Source organism: Elusimicrobiota bacterium (assembly GCA_016721625.1).
In the GTDB taxonomy this organism is placed as follows: Bacteria; Elusimicrobiota; Elusimicrobia; order FEN-1173; family FEN-1173; genus JADKHR01.
The window spans coordinates 1,941,145-1,965,535 of the sequence record JADKHR010000001.1 but is presented as its reverse complement, the minus strand read 5'-3'; the positions used below and the strand labels follow the sequence as shown (position 1 = coordinate 1,965,535).

The 24,391-nt window shown below is 58.9% G+C and carries 34 protein-coding genes and 1 pseudogene; all 35 read right to left on the bottom strand.

Annotation, left to right across the window (positions count from 1 at the left end; translation table 11 throughout):
- Window positions 1-8: 8 nt before the first annotated feature.
- A complete protein-coding gene (gene rplQ, locus IPP35_08555; GenBank protein ID MBL0059142.1) occupies window positions 9-359 on the bottom strand; it encodes a 50S ribosomal protein L17 in 351 nt (116 codons plus the stop codon).
- Window positions 356-1,351: a DNA-directed RNA polymerase subunit alpha gene (locus tag IPP35_08550; protein ID MBL0059141.1), complete on the bottom strand. Its 996-nt coding sequence runs from the start codon at window positions 1,349-1,351 to the stop codon at window positions 356-358. Before IPP35_08550 ends, rplQ begins: the two co-directional genes overlap by 4 nt.
- Window positions 1,352-1,442: 91 nt before the next feature.
- Window positions 1,443-2,126 carry a 30S ribosomal protein S4 gene (rpsD, locus tag IPP35_08545; protein ID MBL0059140.1) on the bottom strand — a complete coding sequence of 228 codons (684 nt, stop codon included), beginning with the start codon at window positions 2,124-2,126 and terminating at the stop codon, window positions 1,443-1,445.
- Between the two features lie 84 nt (window positions 2,127-2,210).
- Window positions 2,211-2,669 (bottom strand): 30S ribosomal protein S11, encoded by a 459-nt coding sequence (gene rpsK, locus IPP35_08540; protein MBL0059139.1) that lies wholly within the window; start codon window positions 2,667-2,669, stop codon window positions 2,211-2,213.
- Between the two features lie 66 nt (window positions 2,670-2,735).
- Window positions 2,736-3,140: a 30S ribosomal protein S13 gene (gene rpsM, locus IPP35_08535; GenBank protein MBL0059138.1), complete on the bottom strand. Its 405-nt coding sequence runs from the start codon at window positions 3,138-3,140 to the stop codon at window positions 2,736-2,738.
- Between the two features lie 29 nt (window positions 3,141-3,169).
- Window positions 3,170-3,283 carry a 50S ribosomal protein L36 gene (gene rpmJ / locus IPP35_08530; protein ID MBL0059137.1) on the bottom strand — a complete coding sequence of 38 codons (114 nt, stop codon included), beginning with the start codon at window positions 3,281-3,283 and terminating at the stop codon, window positions 3,170-3,172.
- A 53-nt stretch (window positions 3,284-3,336) separates the two neighbouring features.
- Entirely contained in the window at window positions 3,337-3,555 is a 219-nt protein-coding gene (gene infA, locus IPP35_08525) for a translation initiation factor IF-1 (protein ID MBL0059136.1), read from the bottom strand.
- Window positions 3,556-3,563: 8 nt separating this feature from the next.
- The gene (gene map, locus IPP35_08520) at window positions 3,564-4,343 is read right to left on the bottom strand and encodes a type I methionyl aminopeptidase (GenBank protein ID MBL0059135.1); all 780 of its coding nucleotides are present in this window, start codon (window positions 4,341-4,343) and stop codon (window positions 3,564-3,566) included.
- Window positions 4,340-4,999 (bottom strand): adenylate kinase, encoded by a 660-nt coding sequence (locus IPP35_08515; protein ID MBL0059134.1) that lies wholly within the window; start codon window positions 4,997-4,999, stop codon window positions 4,340-4,342. Before IPP35_08515 ends, map begins: the two co-directional genes overlap by 4 nt.
- Window positions 5,000-5,021: 22 nt before the next feature.
- Window positions 5,022-6,359: a preprotein translocase subunit SecY gene (gene secY / locus IPP35_08510; GenBank protein ID MBL0059133.1), complete on the bottom strand. Its 1,338-nt coding sequence runs from the start codon at window positions 6,357-6,359 to the stop codon at window positions 5,022-5,024.
- Between the two features lie 51 nt (window positions 6,360-6,410).
- Entirely contained in the window at window positions 6,411-6,890 is a 480-nt protein-coding gene (gene rplO / locus IPP35_08505) for a 50S ribosomal protein L15 (GenBank protein MBL0059132.1), read from the bottom strand.
- 22 nt (window positions 6,891-6,912) lie between these two features.
- The gene (rpsE, locus tag IPP35_08500) at window positions 6,913-7,443 is read right to left on the bottom strand and encodes a 30S ribosomal protein S5 (protein MBL0059131.1); all 531 of its coding nucleotides are present in this window, start codon (window positions 7,441-7,443) and stop codon (window positions 6,913-6,915) included.
- Between the two features lie 24 nt (window positions 7,444-7,467).
- Window positions 7,468-7,833: a 50S ribosomal protein L18 gene (locus IPP35_08495; GenBank protein MBL0059130.1), complete on the bottom strand. Its 366-nt coding sequence runs from the start codon at window positions 7,831-7,833 to the stop codon at window positions 7,468-7,470.
- Entirely contained in the window at window positions 7,830-8,414 is a 585-nt protein-coding gene (gene rplF / locus IPP35_08490) for a 50S ribosomal protein L6 (protein ID MBL0059129.1), read from the bottom strand. The genes IPP35_08495 and rplF overlap by 4 nt, the downstream gene beginning before the upstream one ends.
- Window positions 8,415-8,432: 18 nt before the next feature.
- Entirely contained in the window at window positions 8,433-8,828 is a 396-nt protein-coding gene (rpsH, locus tag IPP35_08485) for a 30S ribosomal protein S8 (GenBank protein MBL0059128.1), read from the bottom strand.
- Between the two features lie 25 nt (window positions 8,829-8,853).
- Window positions 8,854-9,039, bottom strand: a complete 186-nt coding sequence (locus IPP35_08480) for a type Z 30S ribosomal protein S14 (GenBank protein MBL0059127.1) — start codon at window positions 9,037-9,039, stop codon at window positions 8,854-8,856.
- A 15-nt stretch (window positions 9,040-9,054) separates the two neighbouring features.
- On the bottom strand, window positions 9,055-9,645 hold the full coding sequence (rplE, locus tag IPP35_08475) for a 50S ribosomal protein L5 (GenBank protein MBL0059126.1): 591 nt from the start codon (window positions 9,643-9,645) through the stop codon (window positions 9,055-9,057).
- Window positions 9,646-9,756: 111 nt separating this feature from the next.
- On the bottom strand, window positions 9,757-10,074 hold the full coding sequence (locus tag IPP35_08470; GenBank protein ID MBL0059125.1) for a 50S ribosomal protein L24: 318 nt from the start codon (window positions 10,072-10,074) through the stop codon (window positions 9,757-9,759).
- A 2-nt stretch (window positions 10,075-10,076) separates the two neighbouring features.
- A complete protein-coding gene (rplN, locus tag IPP35_08465) occupies window positions 10,077-10,445 on the bottom strand; it encodes a 50S ribosomal protein L14 (protein MBL0059124.1) in 369 nt (122 codons plus the stop codon).
- Entirely contained in the window at window positions 10,442-10,735 is a 294-nt protein-coding gene (rpsQ, locus tag IPP35_08460) for a 30S ribosomal protein S17 (protein MBL0059123.1), read from the bottom strand. Before rpsQ ends, rplN begins: the two co-directional genes overlap by 4 nt.
- A gap of 11 nt (window positions 10,736-10,746) precedes the next feature.
- On the bottom strand, window positions 10,747-10,953 hold the full coding sequence (gene rpmC / locus IPP35_08455; GenBank protein MBL0059122.1) for a 50S ribosomal protein L29: 207 nt from the start codon (window positions 10,951-10,953) through the stop codon (window positions 10,747-10,749).
- 10 nt (window positions 10,954-10,963) lie between these two features.
- Window positions 10,964-11,377 (bottom strand): 50S ribosomal protein L16, encoded by a 414-nt coding sequence (gene rplP / locus IPP35_08450; GenBank protein MBL0059121.1) that lies wholly within the window; start codon window positions 11,375-11,377, stop codon window positions 10,964-10,966.
- Between the two features lie 2 nt (window positions 11,378-11,379).
- A complete protein-coding gene (gene rpsC, locus IPP35_08445) occupies window positions 11,380-12,216 on the bottom strand; it encodes a 30S ribosomal protein S3 (GenBank protein MBL0059120.1) in 837 nt (278 codons plus the stop codon).
- Window positions 12,217-12,292: 76 nt separating this feature from the next.
- Complete coding sequence (locus tag IPP35_08440) at window positions 12,293-12,481, bottom strand: hypothetical protein (GenBank protein MBL0059119.1); 189 nt, start codon at window positions 12,479-12,481, stop codon at window positions 12,293-12,295.
- 146 nt (window positions 12,482-12,627) lie between these two features.
- Entirely contained in the window at window positions 12,628-12,915 is a 288-nt protein-coding gene (rpsS, locus tag IPP35_08435; GenBank protein MBL0059118.1) for a 30S ribosomal protein S19, read from the bottom strand.
- Window positions 12,916-12,924: 9 nt separating this feature from the next.
- On the bottom strand, window positions 12,925-13,764 hold the full coding sequence (gene rplB / locus IPP35_08430; GenBank protein ID MBL0059117.1) for a 50S ribosomal protein L2: 840 nt from the start codon (window positions 13,762-13,764) through the stop codon (window positions 12,925-12,927).
- Window positions 13,765-13,768: 4 nt separating this feature from the next.
- Window positions 13,769-14,062: a 50S ribosomal protein L23 gene (gene rplW, locus IPP35_08425; GenBank protein MBL0059116.1), complete on the bottom strand. Its 294-nt coding sequence runs from the start codon at window positions 14,060-14,062 to the stop codon at window positions 13,769-13,771.
- Window positions 14,059-14,709: a 50S ribosomal protein L4 gene (gene rplD / locus IPP35_08420; GenBank protein ID MBL0059115.1), complete on the bottom strand. Its 651-nt coding sequence runs from the start codon at window positions 14,707-14,709 to the stop codon at window positions 14,059-14,061. Before rplD ends, rplW begins: the two co-directional genes overlap by 4 nt.
- A 9-nt stretch (window positions 14,710-14,718) precedes the next feature.
- Entirely contained in the window at window positions 14,719-15,486 is a 768-nt protein-coding gene (gene rplC / locus IPP35_08415; GenBank protein ID MBL0059114.1) for a 50S ribosomal protein L3, read from the bottom strand.
- A gap of 32 nt (window positions 15,487-15,518) precedes the next feature.
- Window positions 15,519-15,845, bottom strand: coding sequence for a 30S ribosomal protein S10 (gene rpsJ, locus IPP35_08410; GenBank protein MBL0059113.1), 327 nt, complete (start codon window positions 15,843-15,845; stop codon window positions 15,519-15,521).
- Window positions 15,846-15,963: 118 nt separating this feature from the next.
- Window positions 15,964-17,162 (bottom strand): annotated as a pseudogene (tuf, locus tag IPP35_08405) (elongation factor Tu).
- 44 nt (window positions 17,163-17,206) lie between these two features.
- Window positions 17,207-19,303: an elongation factor G gene (gene fusA / locus IPP35_08400; protein MBL0059112.1), complete on the bottom strand. Its 2,097-nt coding sequence runs from the start codon at window positions 19,301-19,303 to the stop codon at window positions 17,207-17,209.
- 38 nt (window positions 19,304-19,341) lie between these two features.
- Complete coding sequence (gene rpsG / locus IPP35_08395; protein MBL0059111.1) at window positions 19,342-19,821, bottom strand: 30S ribosomal protein S7; 480 nt, start codon at window positions 19,819-19,821, stop codon at window positions 19,342-19,344.
- Window positions 19,822-19,837: 16 nt separating this feature from the next.
- Window positions 19,838-20,224 carry a 30S ribosomal protein S12 gene (locus IPP35_08390; GenBank protein MBL0059110.1) on the bottom strand — a complete coding sequence of 129 codons (387 nt, stop codon included), beginning with the start codon at window positions 20,222-20,224 and terminating at the stop codon, window positions 19,838-19,840.
- A gap of 9 nt (window positions 20,225-20,233) precedes the next feature.
- On the bottom strand, window positions 20,234-24,388 hold the full coding sequence (gene rpoC / locus IPP35_08385) for a DNA-directed RNA polymerase subunit beta' (protein MBL0059109.1): 4,155 nt from the start codon (window positions 24,386-24,388) through the stop codon (window positions 20,234-20,236).
- Window positions 24,389-24,391 lie beyond the last annotated feature (3 nt).

Sequence of the window (24,391 nt, the reverse complement as noted above, 5' to 3'; positions counted from 1 at the left end):
CCCTTCCGCTACTGGACCAATCGAATCAGCGCCATCTCGGCGTTGTCGCCCGCCCGGTTCCCCAGGCGATGGATGCGCGTGCACCCGCCCGCCCGCGACTGGTAGCGCGGCACCAACACATCATAGATTTTTTTTCGCACGTCTTTGTCATTCACTTCCGCGGCCACGCGTCGGCGTTTCTCCAAGGTTTTCGCCTTGGCCAGCGCCAACACCCCGTCCGCGTACCGCGACAGTTCCTTGGCCTTGGGGACCGTGGTCTTGATTTGTTCATGGCGAAACAGGCTGACGGTCAAGTTCCGAAGGAGCGAGATCCGCGCCCCCGTGGGCCGGGAAAGTTTCCGACCGGAATGGGTGTTCACTTCGACCCCCCGGCGGAAACGGGCGACAGCATGCCGAGCTCAAGCCCCAGCTCTTTCAAGCGGTCCTTGATTTCTTCCAGGGATTTTTTGCCGAAGTTCTTAAACGCCAGCAATTCCTCTTCCGTTTTGGACACGAGCTCGCCGATGGTTTTGATTTTGGCGGCCTTCAAACAGTTGGAGGCGCGCACCGTCAATTCAATCATATCCACCGCTTGCCCCACCATGTCTTTCAGCTTGCCGGTGGGTTCCGGAAGGATCACGCCCGGCTTTTCTTCCGCCGAAGGAACCGGCGCCGGAGCGGCCTCTTCGACCGGAGCGAAGACGCTGACGGAATTCTTCAGAATGACCGAGGCCTGGGCCACGGCGTCCTGGGAGGTGATGGATCCGTCGGTCCAGACTTCCAAGATCAGTTTGTCGTAATCCGTCACTTGGCCCACGCGCGCGTATTCCACCTCGTAATGAACCTTCGACACCGGGGCGAACAGCGCGTCCACCGGGATCGTGTTCACGGGCTGGCCTTCCCGTTTCAACTTATCGGCGGTCACGAATCCGCGGCCGCGGCTCACTTCCAGTTCGAGTTCCAACTCGCCGCCCGCGTCCAAGTGAGCGATGATATGCTCGGGGTTCAGGAGCTCCACCGAGGCGGTGGTTTCCACGTTCTTGCCTTTCGCTTCCCCGCCTTTCTTTTTCAAGGTCAGCACTTCGGGCCCCGGCGTATGGAGCCGGAAACGGAGCTGTTTGAGGTTTTGAATCAAGGTGATCACGTCTTCTTGCACGCCCTTCAGGCTGGAGAACTCGTGCGGGGCGCCCTTGATGCGGACGGCCGTGACGGCCGCCCCGTCCAGGGAAGACAGCAGGATCCGACGGAGCGAATGGCCCACGGTGTGGCCGTACCCCTTTTCAAAAGGCTCGGCGATGAACTTCCCGTAGGTTTCCGTCGAAGCGGGGTCGATCTCCAGCTTCTGGGGCAACACCAATCCAAGATTCGTCATATCAGAAAAACCTCCTTAAAAATCCAGCTCGGAGTGCTGAGGACCGGGAGAGTCGGAACCTTCCCTTTCCGCCGGTTCTCGCCCCTCTGGTTTACTTGCTGTAAAGCTCGACGATGAACTGTTCGTTCACCGGGTAGGACATTTCCGCGCGCGTTGGCCAGGCCTTCATTTTACCGGCCAGCGTGACGCCGTCCAGGCTGATGTCGTCCACCGACCCCTTGATGGCGCGGGCGATGCTTCCGTCCCACTCCAGCCACGCCGGCAGGCCCCGCTGGGACGCCGCTTGAAGCGAGCGTTTCACGAAAAGGTTTCCCTTCAAGCCGTCCGCCACCGACACCAACTCGCCGGGTTGAACCTGGTAGGACGGGATGTCCACCAATTGGCCGTTCACCCGTATGTTTCCGTGGAAAACCAACTGACGGGCCGCGCGGGGCGAGGTCGAGAACCCGAGGCGGCGAACCACGTTATCGAGCCGCGTTTCCAGAAGCCGGAGCAGGTTCTCCCCGGTGTTCCCTTTTTCGTGGGCCGCCACCGCGAACATCCGTCGGAACTGTCGTTCCAACACCCCGGACATGCGCCGGGCTTTCTGCTTTTCCCGAAGGCGTTTGCCGTATTCCGTCGGTTTCCCGGCGCGCCGACGCGCGTGCTGGCCGGGAGGAACCGCGGCGCCTTCCTTATCAATGGGGCATTTGGCGTAGCAACGGTCGCCCTTCAAAAAGAGCTTCACGCCTTCGCGCCGGCACAGCTTGCACACTGGACCTGTGTATCGAGCCACAAAACCTCCGTTATAAACTTTTGACTTCGAACGGGCGGGTTTTCGTTTTCAAATCGAAAACCAAACGCCGCCCATCAACGACTTCTAAACTCTTCGCGCCTTCGGCGGACGGCATCCGTCGTGCGGGATGGGCGTCACGTCTTTGATCGAGGTGACCACCAGCCCCGCGCCTTGGAGCGCGCGGATCGCGGTTTCCCGCCCCGAGCCCGGACCTTTCACGAAAACCGAAACAGTCTTGACGCCTAGGGTAATCGCCTTCTTGGCGGCGTTGTCGGCGGTCACTTGCGCGGCAAACGGCGTTCCTTTCTTTGTGCCCTTGAACCCCGCGCTCCCCGCCGTGGCCCACACCATCACGTTGCCCCGCTCGTCGGTGATGCTGACGATGGTGTTGTTGAACGACGACTGGATGTACACGCGCGCGTTGGCGATGTCCCGCCAGATCTTCTTTTTCGTTTTGGGCGCCGGTCCACCGGACGGCCGGGCGGCGGGTTTTGCCGCTCCGGTTTTGGCGTCCGGCGTCCCTTTCGCGCCTTCTTTTTTCATGTCGGGTTGATCAGCCATAAATCCTTCGCTCCTTCGCTCTCTCGTTCAATGGGTCCATCGCTCGGCCTATTTGCCCGGGGCCGCGGCCGGCGCGGCGCCCGTGCCGGGCTTGGCCGAACCGACGGTCCGCCGCCGTCCCCGCCGGGTGCGGGCGTTGGATTTCGTGCGTTGCCCACGCGCCGGCAAGTTCCGCCGGTGGCGGGATCCGCGGTAAGCTCCGATTTCGATCAGGCGGCGCACGTTGGCCGAAATTTCCCGCCGCAAGTCGCCTTCCACTTTGAAATTCTTTGCGATTTCCGTGTTGATCTTGGAAACCTCGGCCTCGGTGAGATCCTTCACGCGAGTGGCGGGCTGGACCCCCGTGACTTCAAGAATCTGGACAGAGCGGGACGGGCCGATGCCGTAGAGATATCGCAACGCGACGTCCACGCGTTTATGTTTTGGGAGATCGATCCCCGAGACGCGAGCCATAGTGACTCCTTAGTTTTTTAACAATCGTTTCATCCCTGGCGCTGTTTGTGCCGGGGATTCGAGCAAAGAACATAAAGCTTTCGGTGCCGGCGTTGAACGCGGCACTTGCTGCAAATGGGTTTGACCGATGCGCGAACTTTCATAGAGACCTCGTTTCGACTGTTCTAAATTTTCCCGCCGGCGCCCAGCGCCAGGGTCACTTTTCCCGATAGGTGATGCGGCCCCGGGTCAGGTCGTAGGGCGACAGTTCCACCTTCACCTTGTCCCCCGGCAAAATCTTGATGTAATGCATGCGCATTTTTCCGGAAATATGGGCCAACACTTTATGGCCCCCGTCGATCTCCAACCGGAACATCGCGTTCGGGAGAGACTCGAGAACCCGGCCCTCCACCTCAATTTTATCTTCTTTCGTCATTCGTCCCCTTAACCTTCCGCTCCGTACACCCGGGTCAGAATCTCCGGACCCGCCTCGGTGACGGCCACCGTGTGTTCGAAATGGGCCGACACCCGCCCGTCTTCCGTGACCACCGTCCACCCATCGTTCAGCTTCCGCACTTTCCAGGTTCCCGCGTTCACCATGGGTTCCAGCGCGATCACCAACCCCACGTCCAACCGGATCCCCGTTCCCGGCGTCCCGTAATTGGGCACCGAGGGTTCTTCGTGCATGTTCCGCCCGATGCCGTGCCCCACGAAATCTCGAACCACCCCATACCCTTGCGCTTCGGCCACCGCTTGGATCGCGCTGGACACGTCGCCCAGCCGGTTCCCCACGCGGGTCGCGGCGATCCCCCGCTCCAAAGCTTCCCGGGTGGTGTTCAGCAGAGTTTCATTTTCCGCGCTGATCCGCCCCACCGGAAACGTCGCCGCCGTGTCGCCCACAAACCCTTCCAACGTGGCTCCCACGTCGATCCCCACCACATCGCCTTCGCGCAAAATCCGTTTGGCGTTGGGAATGCCGTGAACCACTTCTTCGTTGATCGACGCGCAAATCGATGCCGGGTAGCCCAGGTACCCTAGAAAAGTCGGAACCCCGCCGGCCGCCCGGATAAACTTTTCGGCCAATCGGTCCAAATCTTTTGTCGATACGCCGGGCTTCACCGCCCGCCCCACTTCCGCCAACACCTGCCCGGCCAGCCGTCCCGCTCGCCGCATTCGCTCCAAGTCCGCCGGGGACTTGAGCTCGATTTTCCGAGGGCTGGTCATTCCCCCCGCGGAAGCGCGTCCAACACCGCCGCGATCGCGCCCCGAACTTCCGCCACGGGTCGCCCCGCCGCGATGGTCTCCAATAGGCCCAAACCGTGATAATACGAAATGAGCGGTTCCGTGAGATCGTTAAAAACCCGCAGTCGCTTTTCAATCGTCTCCGGCCGGTCGTCGTCCCGGTGGGAGAGCGGAGCGCCTTCCACGTCGCACACGTCTTTTAGCATGGGCGGCTGGCTCGCTAAGTTATAGACCTTGCCGCACTTGGAACATTGCCGCCGACTGGAGAGCCGGCCCACGACTTCCGCTTCCGTCAAATTCAAATAGAGGACTTTCTCCAAAGGCCGCTTGGATTTTTCCAAGAACCCGTCGAGAGCTTCCGCCTGGGCCACCGTGCGAGGAAACCCGTCCAGAAAAAACCCTTTTTGGCAGTCCGGCTCGCCCAGCCGCGCCGTCATCACGTCCATGACCAAATCGTCGGGAACCAACCGCCCCGAACTGACGCATTCATTGACCCGCAGTCCCAACTCGCTGGCCTTTGCCATTTCCGCCCGGAAGATGTCTCCGGTGGAAATGTGGGGCGCGCGGTAATGCTGAGCGAGAAACTTGGCCTGCGTCCCTTTGCCCGCCCCCGGCGCTCCCAACAAAACGATGTTCATGGCGTTTCCTCCTGGAGATCGGCTAACTCGCCGACCCCACGTTGAACCAACGGCCTTTCACCCGGCCGGTTTTCGAAAACCCTTCGTAGTGGCGCATGATGAGGTGCGACTCCAACTGACCCACCGTGTCCAGCGCCACGCCCACCACGATCAAAATCGACGTTCCGCCGAAATAAAACGGCGTGTTCAACACCCGGTGAAGGATGTCCGGTAAAATGGCCAGCGCCGCCACGAACAGCGCCCCCCCCAGCGTAATCCGGGCCAGGACCGTGTTGATGAATTGGGCCGTGGGCTCGCCGGGCCGAATCCCCGGGATGAACCCGCCCCACTTCTTCAAATTGTCCGCCAAGTCCATGGGGTTAAACTGCACGGAATTGTAAAAATAACAAAAGAAAATAATGAGCGAGGCGTAGACCACTTCGTACCACACCGCCCGCGTGTTCCAAAGGCCGAGAATTTTTTTCGACCACTCCCCGTCGGGATTGAAGCTGGCGAAGGTGACCGGGACCGACAGAAGCGACACCGCGAAGATGACCGCGATCACGCCGGACTGGTCGACTTTGAGCGGTAGGAACGTGCTCGCCCCGCCGTACATTTTCCGCCCCACCATGCGCCGGGCGTACTGGACCGGAATTTTTCGTTGGGCGGTCGCCACCCACACCACGAGCCCCACGACGACCACCACCAACGCCAGGAGCCCCAAGGCCGTCAGAAGCGACGTTTCTTGAAGTTCAAACACCATGCGCCGCATCTGGTTAATCGCGCTGGGAAGACCTTCCACGATCCCCGTAAAAATCATGAGCGAGATGCCGTTGCCGATTCCCAGTTCGGTGATTTGTTCGCCCAGCCACATGATGAAAATAGTGCCCGCGGTGAGCGTGAGAACCGTGGTGAAAACGAAAAGGGCGCCGGGTTCCCGCACGACCGCAATGTCCTGGCCGATACGAATTTTGGTGATCAACGTCGTCAACCCGAACGATTGAATGATCGCCAGAAGCAACGTGAAATAGCGGGTGATCTTGTTCAGTTGACGCCGACCGCTTTCCCCCTCTTTCGCCAACCGGTCCAGGTAGGGAATGACGTGCGCGCCTTGGAGCAAACTCATGATGATCGACGAGTTGATGTAGGGCATGACCCCCATGGCGAAGATCGACATCCGGCTCATGGCCCCGCCGGAAAACATATCCAGGAACCCGAGGAAGTTGTTGGCTTGGGCTTTAAAGAGCGTTTGCAGAGCGGCCGCATCGATCCCCGGGATCGGGATCGCCACGCCGACCCGGTAGATGGTTAGGATCCCCAACGTAAAGAACACCCGTTTGCGGAGTTCCGGGATCTTGAAAATGTCGGCGAAGGATTGCATGAACTCTACCGCGACGATCCGGACGCGGAACGGGGGAAGGAAGACATGGGATCAGTCCTTTCGCTTCCAGACTTTCGGACCCGCCAATATTTCCGCCCGACCGCCCGACTGTTCCAGCTTCGTTTTGGCCGAGGCGGAGAACGCTTGGGCTTTGACGACGAAGGCCTTCGTGACATCTCCGTCGCCCAAGACTTTAACGGGGTTTCGGCCCTTGATGAGCCCGGCGGTGCGGAGGGTGTCCGGGGTGATTTCCCCCGCTTTCGCGAAAACCGCTTCCAGGTCCCCCACGTTCACCAGCGAATAAAAAGTTCGGAAAGCCGTGTTTTTAAAACCGCGTTTGGGAACGCGACGGATGAGCGGAATCTGGCCGCCTTCGAAACCCTGCTTCATGTGGGAATCGCCGGAACGGGCCGTTTGCCCCTTGAAACCCCGGGTCGAACCTTTTCCTCCGTGTCCGGACCCTTCACCGCGTCCGACGATTTTTCGGCGATGGCGGGAACCGGGAGCGGGTTTTAATTCATGCAAGCGAATCATGGGGGGTCCCTTTAAAGAGTTATTGGGCGGCCGCGGTCGTCGGCGCGACCGGAGCGGCGGCCGTGCGGAATTCTTTTCCGCGGCGGCGATAGGATTGTTCCCAGGTTTCGAGATCTTTCAAACCCGCCAGCGTCGCGTAGACGACGTTGAAGGGGTTCGTGCTTCGAAGCGATTTGCTCAAAATGTCCCGCACCCCCGCCGCTTCCACCACCGCGCGGACGCTGCCGCCCGCGATAACGCCGGTTCCCGAGACGGCCGGTTTCAGCAACACCGTTCCCGCGCCGAAAACGCCGGTGACTTCGTGGGGGATCGTCCCGTTTCTTAACGGAATCTTGACGATGCATTTCTTCGCGTGGGAAACCGCCTTCTGGATGGCGGCTTGAACTTCCTTCGCCTTTCCCATGGCGGCGCCCACATGGCCCGCCCCATCGCCCACCACCACCAAGGCGCTGAACGAGAAGCGCTTGCCTCCCTTCACGACCTTGGCGACGCGGTTAATGGTCACCACCGTTTCTTTCAGATTCAGACTGTTGGCATCAATTCTCGTCACATGGACTCCTGGTTAAAATCCGGTTTAGAAGATGAGACCCGCGGCGCGCGCGCCCTCGGCCACGGCCTTAATGCGTCCGTGATAGGCCCGGCCGCCCCGATCAAAAACAACTTGCTCGATTTTGAGCGCTTTGGCCTTTTCGCCGATGGATTGGCCGACCTTTTGGGCGGCTTCCACGTTGGCGCCGGTCTTTAACGTCTTCTTCAAATCTTCCATCAAACTCGACACGGACACGAGGGTCTTTCCGGCCACATCGTCCACCAGCTGGGCATACATGTGCCTCTGGGCGCGATAAACGGAAAGACGCGGCCGCACCGCCGTGCCGAACACTTTCCGCCGGGTGCGCAGACGTCGGAACGCTAAACGTTCATGGGGGCTCTTAATGGTCATTTCTTCGCTCCTCCCGCGGGACCTGCCGCGCCCGCGGCGGCCTTGCCGGCCTTGCGTCGGACGTGTTCCGTGGCGTAACGGATGCCCACGGGTTCGTTGTTGGCCCAATACACGCCGGGCCGACGGAATCGGCGAATTTCAGCGGCCACTTGGCCCACGCGCTCTTTGTCGGGCCCGGCGACGACCACGGTGGTCTGTTTCGCGTCCACCGTCACTTTGATGCCGGCCGGAACGATGTAATCAATGGGATGGGAATAGCCCAGCGTCATGTGGAGATTGTTTCCGGTCAATTGGGCCCGGAAACCCACGCCGCCGATCCGCAACTCTTTGGTGAACCCGGTCAAGGACCCTTCCACCATATTGGACAGCAATTTGCGAAAGGTTCCGTGAAGGGCTTTCTGGGACGTGCTGTCGTTCCTTCGGTCGATGATCAGGGCAGTGCCGTCCATCCGGGCGGTGAGCCCGTCGGGGAGCGTGCGCTTCATTTGCCCCAAGGGCCCCGTCACGTCCACCGTGGGGCCCTGAATGGAGACTTTTACTTTTTCCGGAATGGGAATTGGTTTTTTTCCTAGACGGCTCATGGGTTTATTCCGCGTCCTTTACCAGATCTTCGCGATCACTTCGCCGCCGAGCTTCCGCTTGCGGGATTGGTGGTCGGTCATCAGCCCTTGGGACGTGGAAACAATCGACATTCCCAACCCCCCGCGGATTTTCAAGAGTTCCTCGTATCCCCGGTAAACCCGCAGGCCCGGCCGGGACACACGCTTAACCCCTTGGATCACGCGAACTTTGTTCGGCTGATACTTCATAAAAAGCCTCAACACGCCTTGCTTCCGGTCCGGGAGGATTTTGTAGTCGGCGATATAGCCCTCTTCCCGCAGAAGATGCGCGATGTCTTTTTTGGCGCTGGACGCCGGCAAGTCCACCCGTTCCAAGAACTTGTGGTTGGCGTTATTGATCATGGCGAACATGTCGCTGATCGGATCATTGCTCATAGGTTCCCCTTCATCCGGTCCTTCCTTACCAACTGGCCTTCGTCACGCCGGGGATTTCCCCCCGCAGGGCGAGGCTACGAAAACAAATTCGGCAGAGGCCGAAGTCCCGGTAAAACGCCCGGGGGCGGCCGCACAGCCGGCACCGATTGCGGTAGCGGACTGCGAATTTCTGAGGTTTGCGCATTTTCGCGATCCACGCGGTAGTGGCCATAATAGGGTCGACTCCTTAGTTGAGCGCGGCGTTCTTGTCGCGCTTGAAAGGCATCCCGAGAAGGGTCAACAGCTGTAACGCCGTCTCGTTTTTTCCGGCGTTCGTCACCACGGTGATGTTCATTCCGCGCGATTTGTCGGACTTGTCCAGATCAATCTCCGGGAAAACGTATTGCTCGGTGAGGCCTAAATTGTAATTTCCCCGCCCATCAAAACCGCGGTTCGGATCCACCCCGCGAAAGTCCCGGATCCGCGGCATGGCGATGTTCACCAAACGGTCCCAAAACTCCCACATCCGGTCGGACCGGAGCGTCACGCGGACGCCGATGGGCATCCCTTCGCGGAGCTTGAAGTTCGAAATGGCTTTCTTCGCTCGGCGGACTTCGGCCTTCTGCCCCGTGAAACGGCTCATTTCCTCCGCCGCCAAGTCCACGACCTTGGCGTTTTCCCGGGCCTCGGAAAGACCCATGTTGACGACGATTTTCATCAACCGCGGCACCTGAAGCGCGTTGGTCCACTTAAAACGTTTCATCATTTCCGGCACCACCGCGGAGCGATACGCCGCCTTGATCCGAGGTTCACTTCGTTTGTTTTCAACGTTTGACATCGAACACCCTCACTTCAGAAATTCCCAAAACCACGGGGACCATCGGGAAAACCACTTTAAGAGTTTTTCCGGACCTTATTTTAGCTTAATCGTTGATGGGGCGAAATCCGTTTAGCCGACCATCTCGCCGCACTGGCGGCAAACGCGGGCTTTCGTTCCATCCGAAATGGCGCCGCTCTTAAACCGGGTGGCCTTTCCGCATTTGGGGCAGACCAACATGACTTTCCCCAGGGGCAGAAACGCTTCTTTCTCTTGGATGCCACCCGGGGCCTGAGCCGTGCCTTTGGCGTGCTTCTTGACCATGTTGAGTTTGGCCACGAGCACGCGGCCTTTCGTGCGATCCACTTCGATCACTTCGCCCTCTTTGCCACGGTCTTTTCCGGCCAGGATGCGAACTTTGTCTTTCTTTCGAATCGGAGAGAGGCCCATGGTTACACCACTTCCGGAGCGAGAGAAATGATCTTTAAATAGTTCCGTTCCCGGAGCTCCCGGGCGATGGGACCGAAAATACGCGTTCCCTTGGGCTCCCCGTTCTCGTCGATCAAAACCGCGGCGTTGTCGTCAAACCGCACGTAACTGCCGTCCGGACGGGGGCGTTCTTTCCGCGTGCGAACCACCACGCACTTGACCACCTCGCCCTTCTTGACGCTGGAATCCGGGAGAGCGGTCTGCACCGAGGCCGTCACCAAATCCCCTAAATAGGCGTACCGCCGGCGGGATCCGCCGTGCATCCGAAAGACCCGAACCAATCGAGCTCCCGAATTGTCGGCCACACGCAATATGCTTCGTTCTTGAATCACGGGGTTCCTCCCAGCGCTTCCTCCACGGACTTCCCTTCCTGGGCGCGCTTAATCACGCTGACCAACCGCCAACGTTTCAATTTGGAAAGAGGGCGGGTTTCCATCACGGCCACGTGATCGCCCGCTTTGCTCTCGTTTTTTTCGTCGTGCGCGTAGAGCTTCGTCGTCCGGGTCAGGACTTTCCCGTAACTCTTATGGCGCAATCGCCGCTCCACCGTCACCACGCGGGTCTTGTCCATCTTGTCCGAAAGAACCACGCCTTCCAGCACCTTCCGATCATCGCGTTCCATCTTAGGCTCGGTCACGCGGAGACTCCCTTTTGACGCAAGAACGTCAGCGCCCGTGCGATGCTTCGCCGGGTCGTCCGGATTTCCCGCGGGTTTTTCAACGGCGCGGTCGTGTTTTGAAATTTCAGATGGAAGAGCTTTTCGCGCGCTTCCGCCACCTTCACCTGCAACTCTTCCTTCGTCAGTTCCGAAAATTGCACGTCGTCTTTTTTTTTGGCCATGGGATTTATCCTAGAAATGGTCCCGCTTCACCAGCCGGACGGAAATCGGCAGTTTGTGCCCCGCCAGCCTCATCGCTTCCTTCGCTTGGGCTTCATCGACGCCCTCGATTTCAAAAAGGATCCGGCCCGGCTTCACCACCGCCACCCAAAACTCGGCGTTGCCTTTTCCTTTTCCCATCCGGGTTTCAGCCGGTTTCTTGGAAACAGGTTTATCGGGGAAAACCCGGATCCAGACCTTTCCCCCTTTTTTCAACTGGCGCGAAAGGGTGATTCGAGCCGCCTCGATTTGGCGCGCCGTGATCCAATGGGATTCCAACGCCTGGAGGCCGAATTCGCCGAAAGACACGAACCCGCCGGCCTTCGTCCGGCCTTTCATCCGACCCCGATGAGATTTTCGGTATTTAACGCGCTTAGGCATCAACATGGCTATTCCACGTTCCCTTCGCGTTTTTTCGCTTCGTCTTCTTCCGCTTGAATTTTGCTCATCACTTCTTCCTCGATGGCTTCCGCCTCAACGGTGGGCTCCGCCGAAATCACCGGTTCCGGCGTGAGCAATCCCGCTTCGGCTTTTTTGGCCAGTTCTTCCTTTTCTTTTTCCTCGATCACCCGAACTTCGGCCATCAGGTCCGCGTCGGTTTTTTGGAAAAGTTCTTTCCTGAAAATCCAGGTTTTGATGCCGATGGTGCCCATCTTGATGCGGGCTTCGGTGGTTCCGTAATCGATGTCGGCCCGGAAGGTTTGAAGCGGTACGCGGCCCTCTTTTTGCCATTCGGTGCGGGCGATTTCGGCTCCGCCCAGGCGCCCCGCCACCATGATCTTGATGCCCAGGGCGCCGCCTTGCATGGCGCGCTCGATGGAACGCTTCATGGCCCGGCGAAAACCCACTTGCTTTTCCAACTGCATGGCCACGCCTTCCGCCACCAGTTGGGCGTCGATTTCCGGCCGTTTGATCTCGATGATCTGAACGGCGGTCTTCAGCCCCGTCATTTCCTCCACGACGTTTCGCAGCCCTTCGATGTCGGCGCCTTTTTTGCCGATCACCAGGCCCGGCCGCGCCGTGTAAATGTTCACCCGGAGATACTTCCCCGTGCGCTCAATCCCGATCTTGGACACCGCGGCCAGTTTCAAGCGGTCTTTTAGGAACTTCCGGATTTTAAAATCCTCTTCAATCAGGGCGGGCATCTCCTTGAGGTTCAACCACTTGGAGTCCCACTCCCGAATATAGCCGAGCCGAATGCCTTTGGGATGTGTTTTATTGCCCATAAATTTATTTTTGATTTACGATTTTGATTTTTGATGATTCATCAAAAACCGAAAACCCAAAATCTATTCTCCTTCATCAGTTGTCGCTCACGACGATCGTGAGGTGGCACGTCTTGCGCTTGAACATCGCGCGCGAACCCATGGCTTTCGGCATAACGCGTTTCAACGCCGGCCCGTGATTCACCCAAGCCTTGGCGACCTTCAACCGCGCCGGGTCGGCGCCTTTTCCGGCGTTCGCCACGGCGCTCTTGAGGGTTTTTCCCACAAGAACCCGCGACACCCTCGGCACTCACGGGAGAATCCCCATGGCGTCCACGACGGACTTCCCTTTGATGAGCTTGAGCACCTGCCCCACCTTGCGGTAGGAAAAACGGGCAAAACGCGCGTGAGAAATCGTTTCCATGGCGTCCTCTAGGTTTTCGACGAGGCTTCTTTCGTATGCGCCTCGCCGTGGCCGCGGAAGTAACGGGTGGGCGAAAACTCCCCGAGCTTGTGGCCCACCATTTGTTCCGTGACGTAAACCGGTGTGTGTTTTTTGCCGTTGTGAACAGCAAAGGTGACCCCGACAAAATCGGGAGCGATGGTGCAGGCCCGGGACCAGGTCTTAATGGGTTTCTTGTCTCCGGACTTGCGCATGGTGTGGACTTTCTCCACCACCCGGGGATCGATGAAAGGGCCTTTCTTTTTTGAGCGTGACATGTGGTCTCCTTACGCTTGTTCCGCGACGTTGGTTCGGCGTCGGAGGATCATCCAGTGGTGCATCTTGGGCGACCGGGTTTTGTAGCCCTTGGCGGGCTGGTTCCAGGGAGAGCGGGGCTGGTTGTTCCCCTTGCTTTTTCCGCGGCCGCCGCCGTGCGGGTGATCCACCGCGTTCATGGCGGTGCCGCGAACCTGGGACCGGAATCCCCGGTGCCGGTTCCGTCCGGCGTTCCCCTGGGTCAAATTTTCGTGTTCGGTGTTTCCCACCTGCCCGATCGTCGCCATGCAACGCTCGGGGACCAGGCGGATTTCGTTCGACGGCAATTTCAAGGTCGCGAACCCGTTTTCTTTCGCCATGATCCGAATCTCGGAACCCGCGGAGCGGGCCATCTGCGCGCCATTACCGGGCACGAGTTCCACCGCGTGGACCACGGTGCCCAAAGGAATGTTGGCCAGGGGGAGAGCGTTGCCCACGGTGATTTCAGCCGTGGGGCCGGACATCACCGTGTCGCCCACCTTGAGGCCCACCGGCTGAAGGATATAACGTTTTTCGCCGTCTTTATAAAATAGCAAAGCGATGCGCGAACTGCGGTTGGGATCGTATTCAATGGACGCCACTTTCGCCGGCACGCCCGGTTTGTTTCGCTTGAAATCGATGATCCGGAACTGCCGCTTGTGTCCCCCGCCCCGAAACCGCACCATGATGGACCCCGTGTTGTTTCGACCCCCGGACTTGCGGAGGGGCTCCATCAGGGATTTCTCCGGGCTTTTTTTGGTGAGGTCGCTGAAATCCTCCACCGACATGAACCGCCGCGAGGGCGTATAGGGTTTGAACGTTTTCATGGGCATAGGGTTATCCCTGCGGCTCCGCGTATTTGATGTCCTGGCCTTTCTTAATGGTGACGATGGCCTTTTTCCATTCCGACTGGTACCCCGAGCGCTGGCCCCGCCGCCGCAACTTGCCCGGCATCCGCATGGTGTTCACGCCGACCACGTCCACCTTGAACGCGGCTTCCACGACTTCACGGATTTGGCCCTTGGTGGCCTCGGGAGCCACCTCGAAAACGAATTTGTTCATTTCTTTCAGTTGCGTCGAACGCTCGGTGACGAGAGGCCGCCGCAAAATTTGCGAGAAATTCAAGCTCATGAAACCACCTCTTCCGCCGCGCCTTGGCCCAAACGCTTGTTCAATTCATCCAGAGCCGCGCGGGTGATCACCAATTCGTTGCCCAGAAGAGCCTGATAGCAGGTCAGATCCCGGGCCAACCGCATCCGAACCGACGGAAGATTTCGCGCCGCGCGGTTCAAGGTTTCGTTAATCTGGTCCACCACGAGAACCGATTTGGGGCCCAGCTTGAACCCTTTGACGAGTTCTTCCACCTTTTTGGTTTTCGGCTCGTTGACGGAAAAACCGTCGATCACCCGAAGCTTCCCGTCCTTCGCGAAAGAAGAGAGGACCGCCTTCAGCGCCAACCGCCGCTTGGCGGGGGGAACCGCTTGAAAATAGGAGCGCGGTTTCGGGCCGAAGGTGATTCCGCCGTGGCGCCAGAGTGGCGACCGGTTGGATCCCGCCCGGGCGTTTCCCGTTCCTTTTTGTTTCCAAGGTTTCAATCCGCCGCCGGAAACTTCCCCGCGGGTTTTCGTGGAGTGCGTCCCCCGCCGCTCGTTGGCGAGATAGGCCGTGACCACTTCGTGGACCAAGGTCTTACAAGCCTTCACTCGGAATAGCTCGTCGGACAGGTTCACCGTGTCCACTTTTTCCCCTTTTGCGTTCAAAACGTCTACGGTCAGCATGGGTCCCTCTTACTTTTTAGCCGGCGCGGTCTTGGCTGGGGCCTTGACCGATTTCTTGGCGACCACGGGGGCGCCTTTGCTCGCCCGTTTTGGGCGCGTGGTCTTGTAGACCCGAATATGAGACCCGATGGGCCCCGGAACCGCGCCTTTAATGAGCATCAAATTTTTTTCCAAGTCCACGCCCACCACTTTCAAGCGTTGGACGGTGCTGGGTTCGGACCCCATGTGGCCGGGGCCCCGTTTTCCGGGCCATACTCGTTCACGGCCGCTGGACCCCGGCGCGCGCCAGCGATCGGACTGTCCGTGCGTCTGGGGACCGCCCTTGAAGCGGTGCCGTTTGACGGCGCCGGCAAATCCTTTCCCTTTGTTCACGCCGGCCACGTCCACCACATCGCCCGCGGCGAACTGGTCCACCCGAATTTCCATCCCGGGCTCGAACCCTTCGATGACAGACACGCGGAACTCTTCCAACCAGCGGGTCGGCGCCACACCCGCTTTGGCGAAATGGCCGGCCTCCGCTTTTCCGAAATTTTTGGCTTTAGCGAAACCAAAACCGACTTGAATCGCCGTGTAGCCGTGGGGCACTAGCGTTTTTACTTGAACCACGGGGCAGGGCCCCGCTTCAAGGACCGTCACCGGAACGATCTCCCCTTTGGGGTTGAAAACCCGGGTCATCCCCAGCTTCCTGGCCAGAATCATCTTGAGCGCAGGCGTCGGCTTCCGCCCGGGGGCGGGCGCTGTTTCGGTCGTATTGGCTTCTTGCGTTGTTTCAGACATTGTCGTTTTCCCTGCTCTTTGTTTCCAAAGAGCTAAAGTTTAATTTCCACATCCACGCCGGCCGGGAGATCCAACTTCATCATTTCCTCCACCGTCTTGGCCGTCGGTTCCAGGATATCGATGAGACGCTTGTGGATGCGCATCTCGAACTGCTCCCGAGACTTCTTGTCGGTGTGCACGGAGCGGTTGACGGTATAGCGTTTGATCTGAGTCGGCAACAGCACCGGCCCCGCCAAGGTCGCGCCCGTGCGCTGGGCGGTTTCAACAATTTTCGCCAGAGAATCGTCCAACATCCGATGGTCGTAGGCCCGAAGCCGGATGCGAATCTTCTGTTGCGGGATGGAGGCGGCGGTGGTCACTTTAATTGACCGAGAAGGCGCATTCGAACCCTGCCGCCGTCCTTAAATCCCGCACGCTCAGGGTCACCAGAAAACGACCCGCGTAAAGATCCCCGTTCAAGTGTTGGGTTCCCATACCTTACTCCAGGATTTCCGTCACGACGCCGGCGCCGACGGTGTGGCCGCCTTCCCGGATCGCGAACCGCACGCCGTTCTCCAACGCCACCGGCGTGATCAACTCCACTTCCACTTCCACGTTGTCCCCGGGCATCACCATCTCCACGCCCGCCTTCAACTTCAAATTCCCCGTCACGTCCGTCGTCCGCACGTAGAACTGCGGCCGGTACCCGCTGAAGAACGGCGTGTGTCGCCCGCCTTCCTCTTTGTTCAAGATATACACCTGCCCCTTGAACTTCTTGTGCGGCTTGATGCTTCCCGCCGCGCAGATCACCTGGCCCCGCTCCACCTGGTCCTTTTCAATTCCACGCAGAAGGATCCCCACGTTGTCTCCCGCCTGCGCCTCGTCCATCACCTTCCGGAACATTTCGATTCCCGTCACCACCGCTTTCTTCGTGTCCTGCAGGCCCACGATCTCCGCGTTGTCCCCCACCTTCACCCGGCCCCGCTCCACACGGCCCGTCGCCACCGTCCCTCGCCCCGTGATCGTGAACACGTCTTCCACAGAGACCAGGAACGGCTTATCCAACTCCCGCTTCGGGTCCGGGATCGCCGTGTCCAGCGCCGCCACCAACTTCAAGATCGCTTTCTCCCCGATCTCCGACTCCGTGTCTCCCTGCATCGCCTTCAGGCTCGATCCGCGGATCACGGGAATCTTGTCCCCGGGGAACTCATACTTGTTCAGCAGGTCCCGCACTTCGATCTCCACCAAATCCAACAGCTCCGGTCGTCCACCAAATCCACTTTGTTCAGGAACACTACCAGGTTCGGCACGTTCACCTGCCGCGCCAACAGCACGTGCTCCCGCGTCTGCGGCATGGGCCCGTCCGCCGCCGACACCACCAAAATCGCTCCGTCCATCTGCGCCGCGCCCGTGATCATGTTCTTAATGTAGTCCGCGTGGCCGGGGCAGTCGATGTGCGCGTAGTGCCGTTTGTCCGACTCATATTCCACGTGCGACACCGCGATCGTCACGATCTTCGAATCGTCACGCACCGTTCCGCCCTTCGCAATGTCCTGGTACGACTTGATCTGCGCTTTCCCCGTCTTCGACAAAACTTGAAGGATCGCCGCCGTCAGCGTCGTCTTCCCGTGGTCCACGTGTCCGATCGTCCCCACGTTCACGTGAGGCTTGGTTCGCTCAAACTTGGGTTTAGCCATTTTCGTGCTCCTTGATTATCGTTTCAAAACCGTCCGGCCACTCGTCAGCGGCCGGCGGCCACTGCGCCCTGGAACTTCTGTACGATCTCTTCTTGAATATTGCGCGGCGCTTCTTCGTAGTGGCTGGGCTCCATGCTGTAGCTGGCCCGGCCCTGGGAAAGGGAACGAAGCGTCGTGGCGTATCCAAACATTTCCTTCAGGGGAACGTGGCCGTGAATGATGGTCACGTTGCCTTTGTTTTCCTGACTTTCAATCTTTCCGCGGCGGCGCATCAAGTCGCCCATCACGTCGCCCAGATAGTCTTTCGGGGTCGTCACGTCGATCCGCATGATGGGTTCCATCAAGACCGGGCTCGCGCGGCGCACGCCGTCTTTGAGCGCCAAGGACGCGGCGATCTTAAACGCCATTTCGTTGGAGTCCACCTCGTGGAAACTTCCGTCCGTGAGCGTGGCGCGGAAATCCACCATGGGATAGCCCGCCAGCGGCCCGGATTCCAAAGACTCCCGCAACCCTTTTTCCACGGCGGGGATGTATTCCCGGGGAACGCGTCCGCCCTTGATCTTGTCGACGAACTCGAACCCGGAGGCCGGCGGTAGAGGTTCCAACTCCAGCCAAACGTGTCCGTATTGGCCCCGTCCGCCGGTTTGCTTAATATATTTTCCTTCGGATTCGACCTTCTTGCGGAACGTTTCGCGGTAGGCCACTTGGGGCTGGCCCACGTTCGCTTGAACGTTGAATTCCCGCTTCATGCGGTCCACCAAAATATCCAGGTGCAATTCGCCCATGCCCGCGATGATGGTTTGGTTCGTTTCCGTGTCGGTCCGAACCCGGAACGTCGGATCTTCTTCCGCCAACCGGTTCAAGGCGATGCCCATCTTTTCTTCGTCGGCCTTGGATTTCGGTTCGATGGCCACCGAGATGACGGGTTCCGGGAACTTCATGGACTCCAAAATGATCGGCGCTTCTTCGTCGCAGAGCGTTTGGCCCGTGATCACGGATTTCAATCCCACGCCCGCGGCGATCTCGCCCGCGTAAATTTCGTCGATTTCTTCCCGCTTGTTCGCGTGCATGCGAAGAATGCGGCCCAGCCGTTCCCGGTTGCCCGTGTTGGCGTTGAACACGTAGGACCCGGACTTGATCATTCCGGAATACACGCGGAAATAAGTGACCTTGCCCACGTGGGGGTCGCTTTGGATTTTGAACGCCAAGGCGGCGAAGGGCGCGTCGTCTTTGGGTTCCCGGACCAGCTCTTTTTCGCTGTTGGGTTCGTGGCCGATGGTGGGCCGGACGTCCAAAGGCGACGGCAGGTAATCGCACACCGCGTCCAGCATGGGTTGCACGCCCTTGTTCTTGAAGGACGAACCGCACATCATGGGGAAAAATTTTCCGGTCATGGTGGCTTTACGGAGCACGCGCTTAATCTCTTCTTTGGAAATTTCTTTCCCGTCCAAAAAGGCGGCGGCAAAAACGTCGTCGTGGTCGGCCAAGGCCTCGATCAGGCCTTCCCGGAACTGAACCGCCTTCTCTTTCAGGTCGGCCGGGATCTCGGTGATTTCGAACTTAGCGCCCAACTCTTCGCCGTCCCACACATGGGCGTTCATTTCCACTAAATCCACGATGCCTTTGAAGGAGCCTTCAGCCCCGATGGGGAGCTGGATCGGAACGCCTTGAACCCCCAATTTGTCGTGAACGGATTTCACGCAGTCATAAAAGTCCGCGCCCACTTTGTCCATCTTGTTGGCGAAAATCATGCGGGGCACATGGTATTGGTCCGCCAACCGCCAATTGGTTTCCGACTGGGGTTCCACCCCTTGGGACCCGTCCAAAAGAACCACCGCGCCGTCCAAAACCCGGAGAGAGCGGTTCACTTCCGCCGTAAAATCGATGTGGCCCGGAGTATCGATAATGTTGATTTGGCAGTCGCGCCAGCGGCAATAGGTGGCGGCCGAGGTGATCGTGATCCCGCGCTCGCGCTCCTGTTCCATCCAATCCATGGTGGTGTTGCCGTCATGGACTTCGCCGATTTTGTGGATCCGGCCCGCGTAATAGAGGACCCGCTCGGTCGTGGTGGTCTTCCCCGCGTCGATATGGGCCGTAATCCCGATGTTGCGAACTTTCGCTAACGGAAATTGCCTGGGCATTTTAAATTATTCCCTGTCTTTGAATTTCAATTTTATGGTTACCAGCGGTAGTGGGCGAAGGCTTGGTTGGCTTCGGCCATCTTATGGGAATCTTCCCGCTTTTTCATGACGGGCCCTTCTTTTTTGGCGCAAAGCAGAATTTCTTCCGCTAACCGGGTGGCCATGGGCTTTCCGGCTTTTCCCCGCGCGACCTGCAAAATCCATTTGAAGGCGATGGTCTGACCCCGTTCCGGACGAACTTCGTTGGGCACCTGGTAGGTGGCTCCGCCCACTCGCCGAGGGCGAACCTCCAGCAGGGGGCGCGCGTTTTCGATGGCCCGGTTGAAAACCGTCATGGAATCTTCACCGCTTTTCTTTTGGATCTGTTCCATGGCCCCGTAAAAAATTTTTTCCGCGGTGATCTTCTTCCCCATGAAGTTGATCCGTCCGAGGAAACGGGCGGCGAGGACGGATCCGAACTTGAAATCCGGGTCCGGAATTCCGCGTTTTTCGCGGGGTTTAAGAGCTTTACGAGGCATCGTCTATCCCTTTTGCCTATTTTTTGTCCGCGGCTTTTGGCCGCTTGGCGCCGTATTTAGAGCGCCCCTGCTTTCGATCCGTGACCCCGGTGGCGTCCAGCGGGCCGCGCACGATGTGGTAGCGAACTCCGGGCAAATCTTTCACTTTCCCGCCCCGCACTAGGACGATGGAGTGTTCTTGAAGGTTGTGGCCGACCCCAGGAATGTAAGCGCTGACTTCCATTCCGGTGGACAATTTCACGCGCGCGACTTTCCGCAAAGCCGAGTTCGGCTTTTTCGGCGTCGTGGTATAAACGCGGGTGCAGACGCCTCGGCGTTGGGGCGAAGAGCGCAACGCCGGCGCTTTCGTTTTATAAACCATCGGCTCGCGGCCGTTTCGCACCAATTGGCTTGTTGTGGGCATGGGGTTCTCCTAGCTCGCCTTTTCAGCGCGGATTTTTTGTTTTTTCATGCGTTCCCGGTCGTATAACCCGGAACCCGTCGGGATGAGATGCCCAATGATAACGTTTTCTTTGAGACCCCGCAGGGGGTCGGACTGGCCCAGGGCCGCGGCGTCCGTCAGAACGCGGGTGGTTTCCTGGAAGGAAGCCGCCGAGACAAAGGAATCCGACGAGAGCGACGCCTTGGTGATTCCCAACAAAATGGGCTGGGCCTCGGCCGGCTCTCCGTTCGCTTCCTGGACCCGCTTGTTTTCCCGGTTGAACCGCGTCTTCGAAATGGTTTCGCCCGCCAGGAAATCCGTATCCCCGGACTTCGTGATCTGCACGTTCGACAGCATCTGGCGCACAATAATTTCGATGTGCTTGTCGTTCATGCCGACGCCCTGAAGCCGATAGACTTCCTGGATTTCGTTCACCAGGAATTCCTGGACTTCTTTGGCGCCCCGCACCCGGAGGATGTCGTGGGGGTTCACCGCGCCGTCCGTGAGAGGTTCGCCCACGCCCACGCGGTCGCCTTCGTAAACCACCAAATGTTTGCCCTGGGGAATATTGTAGTCGCGGGCCAGCGCCGTGTCTTCGTTCGTCACGGTGACTTTCATTCCCCCGCGGGCCGTTTGGCCCAATTTGACCACCCCGTCGATTTCGGAGGTGACCGCGGAGTTGCGCGGTTTCCGGGCTTCGAACAGTTCCGCCACCCGGGGGAGCCCCCCCGTGATGTCTTTGCTTTTTGAAACTTCCTGGGGAATCTTCGCCAAAACGTCGCCCGGCTCCACTTTGTCTCCGTCGTGGACCACCATGTTCGTGTCCACCGGAAGGGGATAGCCGGCTTTGCGTTTTCCCGCCTCGTTGATCAAAACCTGGGGCTGAAGCTGTTCCGCGCGATGTTCGATGATGACGCGCTCGATCAGGCCCGTGATGCGGTTTTTTTCTTCGTGCATGGTGATTCCGTCGATCACGTCTTGGAGTTTCACCGTGCCTTCGTATTCCGAAATGATGGGGAGCGAGTAGGGGTCCCACTGGGCCAGGATTTCACCCGCCTCGGTCTTGTGGCCTTCGGCCACGCGGATCCGGGCGCCGTAAGGGATGTCGTAGTGCTCTTTTTCCGCGCCGCCGGCTTCGCGAAGCGACAACACGCCGGTCCGAGAAACGGCAATCAACACGCCTTCCCGGTTTTTAATGGTGCGGAGGTTCAGGAACTTGACCGTCCCGCCTTTTTCGGCCACCACTTGAGATTTTTGAATCACGCGGCTGGCCGTTCCGCCGATGTGGAAGGTTCGAAGGGTCAATTGGGTTCCCGGTTCGCCGATGGATTGGGCCGCGATGACGCCCACCGCTTCCCCCATTTCCACCCGCCGACCGTTCGCTAAATTTAAGCCGTAACATTTGGCGCAGACGCCGTAGGTCGCTTCGCAGGTCAACACCGAGCGGATCCGGATCCGGTCGATGCCGGCGGCGGCCACTTGTTTGGCCTGGGCCACCGTGATCATGTCGCCGGACTTGACCAGGAGCTCGTCCGTCGTTGGGTTCACCACGTTGTCCAGGGTGAAACGGCCCACCAAGCGTTCTTCCAAAGGTTCAATGATGTCGTCGCCGGAGCGGATCGTGCCGATCCGAATGCCGTTGATGGTGCCGCAATCTTCGGTGTAGACCACGATGTCGTGGGCCACGTCCACCAAACGGCGGGTCAGGTAGCCGGCGTCCGCGGTTTTAAGCGCCGTGTCGGCCAAGCCTTTTCGACCTCCGTGAGTCGAGATGAAGTATTCGAGAACCGTCAGGCCCTCGCGGAAATTGGAGATGATGGGCGATTCGATGATTTCGCCCACGGCGCCGGTGATTTTTTTCTGGGGTTTCTGCATCAACCCGCGCATACCGGCCAACTGCCGGATCTGCTGTCGGCTTCCCCGGGCGCCGGAGTCCGCCATCATGAAGACGGAATTGAACTTGCCTTCTTTCGGGTTATACACTTCCTGTTCGGTTTTCTTCATTTCGTCGAACATGACGTCCGCGATCTGGTCGGTCACGTGGGTCCACAGGTCGATGATCTTGTTGTAACGCTCGGAATCGGTGATGACGCCGCCCTTGGACTGCTTCTCGATCTCTTTGATTTCGTGACGGGCTTTGCGCACCAGCTCGTCCTTCAGTTTCGGAATGTGCATTTCGGAAATGGAGATGGAAAGGCCGGCCACGGTGGCGAATCGGAAGCCCAGGCGTTTGACCTCGTCTAAGAAGATCACGGTGCGGTTGACGCCCAACTCTCGGTAACAGCGGTCCACCAGGCCCACGAGTTCTTTTTTCGATACCGGCGTGTTGACAAACCCGAGTTCCGACGGGACCACGCTGTTGAAAATCACCCGGCCCACGGTGGTGTAGCTCTTCCATTTGGAGGCGTTGTGGAGGTCTTTGTCGGCCAGGCCCTCTTCGACGAGCGGCGTCACGCCCCGCACTTTGATCCGCGCGTGGAGGTCGATCTGTTCCATTTGCTGGACGGAAATCACTTCTTCCCGACTGCTGAAAATTTTCCCTTCGCCGGGAACCCCGGCTTTTTCTTTCGTCAGATAAGCGCATCCGAACACCATGTCCTGGGCGGGCACCGCGATGGGACGGCCCGAAGCGGGGGAGAGGATGTTGTTGGTGGCCATCATCAGAAGCCGGGCTTCCAATTGGGCCTCCAGCGACAGAGGAACGTGCACGGCCATTTGGTCCCCGTCGAAATCGGCGTTGAAAGCGGCGCAGGTCAACGGATGCAACTGGATAGCCTTGCCTTCGATCAGCACCGGTTCGAACGCTTGGATGCCGAGACGGTGGAGCGTCGGGGCTCGGTTCAAGAGCACCGGGTGGTTTTTCGTGACCTGTTCCAAAATGTCCCAGACTTCCGGTTTCACGCGTTCCAGCATCCGTTTGGCGGCGCGGAGGGTGCAGGATTCCCGCTTCATCAGTTCATGGATGATGAAGGGCTTAAAGAGTTCCAGCGCCATTTCTTTCGGCAGTCCGCACTGGTGAAGTTTGAGGTTCGGACCCACGACGATGACGGACCGGCCCGAATAATCCACGCGTTTGCCCAGCAGGTTCTGGCGGAACCGACCCTGTTTTCCTTTCAGAATGTCGGAGAGGGATTTGAGGGGACGGTTTCCGGCGCCCACCACCACTTTGCCGTGCACGCCGTTTTCCAACAGCGCGTCCACCGCTTCCTGCAAAAGCCGTTTTTCGTTATGGACCATCACCTCGGGGGCGCGCAGGCCCTCGATGTGTTTCAACCGATTGTTCCGGTTGATGATGCGGCGATACAAATCGTTTAAGTCCGAGGTGGCGAACCGTCCGCCCTCCAGGGGCACCAGGGGACGGAGGTCCGGCGGAATCACCGGGAGAACCGTCATCACCATGTTCTCCGGCCGAGTGCCGGACCGAACGAACCCTTCCAGCACCCTCAGGCGTTTGATGAGGCGCGTTTTTTCGGCTTCCGAGGCCGCGGTCTTCAACTGAACGCGGGCTTCCAAAGCCTCTTTCTTCACGTCGATCTCTTCCAACAGCTGGCGAATGGCGCCGGCTCCGATTCCAACGGACACCTTGCCTTTCGTTTCTTCCTTGGCCTTGTGGTGTTCCTCGTCCGTCAAAAGCTGGCGGGCTTTGAATTTCACCTTGCCGTCATTGTCTTTCCATTCGGCCAAAACAATGTGACGGGCGTAGTAAACCACTTTCTCGATGTCCGAGAGTTTCAAATTGAGCAGGGTCCCCATGCGAGACGGAGACTTCCGCAGGAACCAAATATGGGCGACGGGGACCGCCAGCTCGATATGCCCCATTCTCTCGCGGCGGACCTTGGACTCGGTGACCTCAACGCCGCAACGGTCGCAGACCACGCCCTTGTACTTGATGAACTTATATTTTCCGCAATTGCACTCCCAATCCCGAACCGGGCCGAAAATCCGTTCGCAAAACAGGCCGTCGCGCTCGGGTTTGAAGGTTCGGTAATTGATGGTTTCGGGCTTGCGGACCTCGCCGAAACTCCAGGAAGAAATTTGCTCGGGCGAGGCAATGGTGACCCGCACCGCGTCAAACCCCGCGAAACTCACGTTCCCAGGGGCTTTTTTCTTCACTTCTTTTTTTCGTTCCGCAAAAAGGGTCGTCACCGG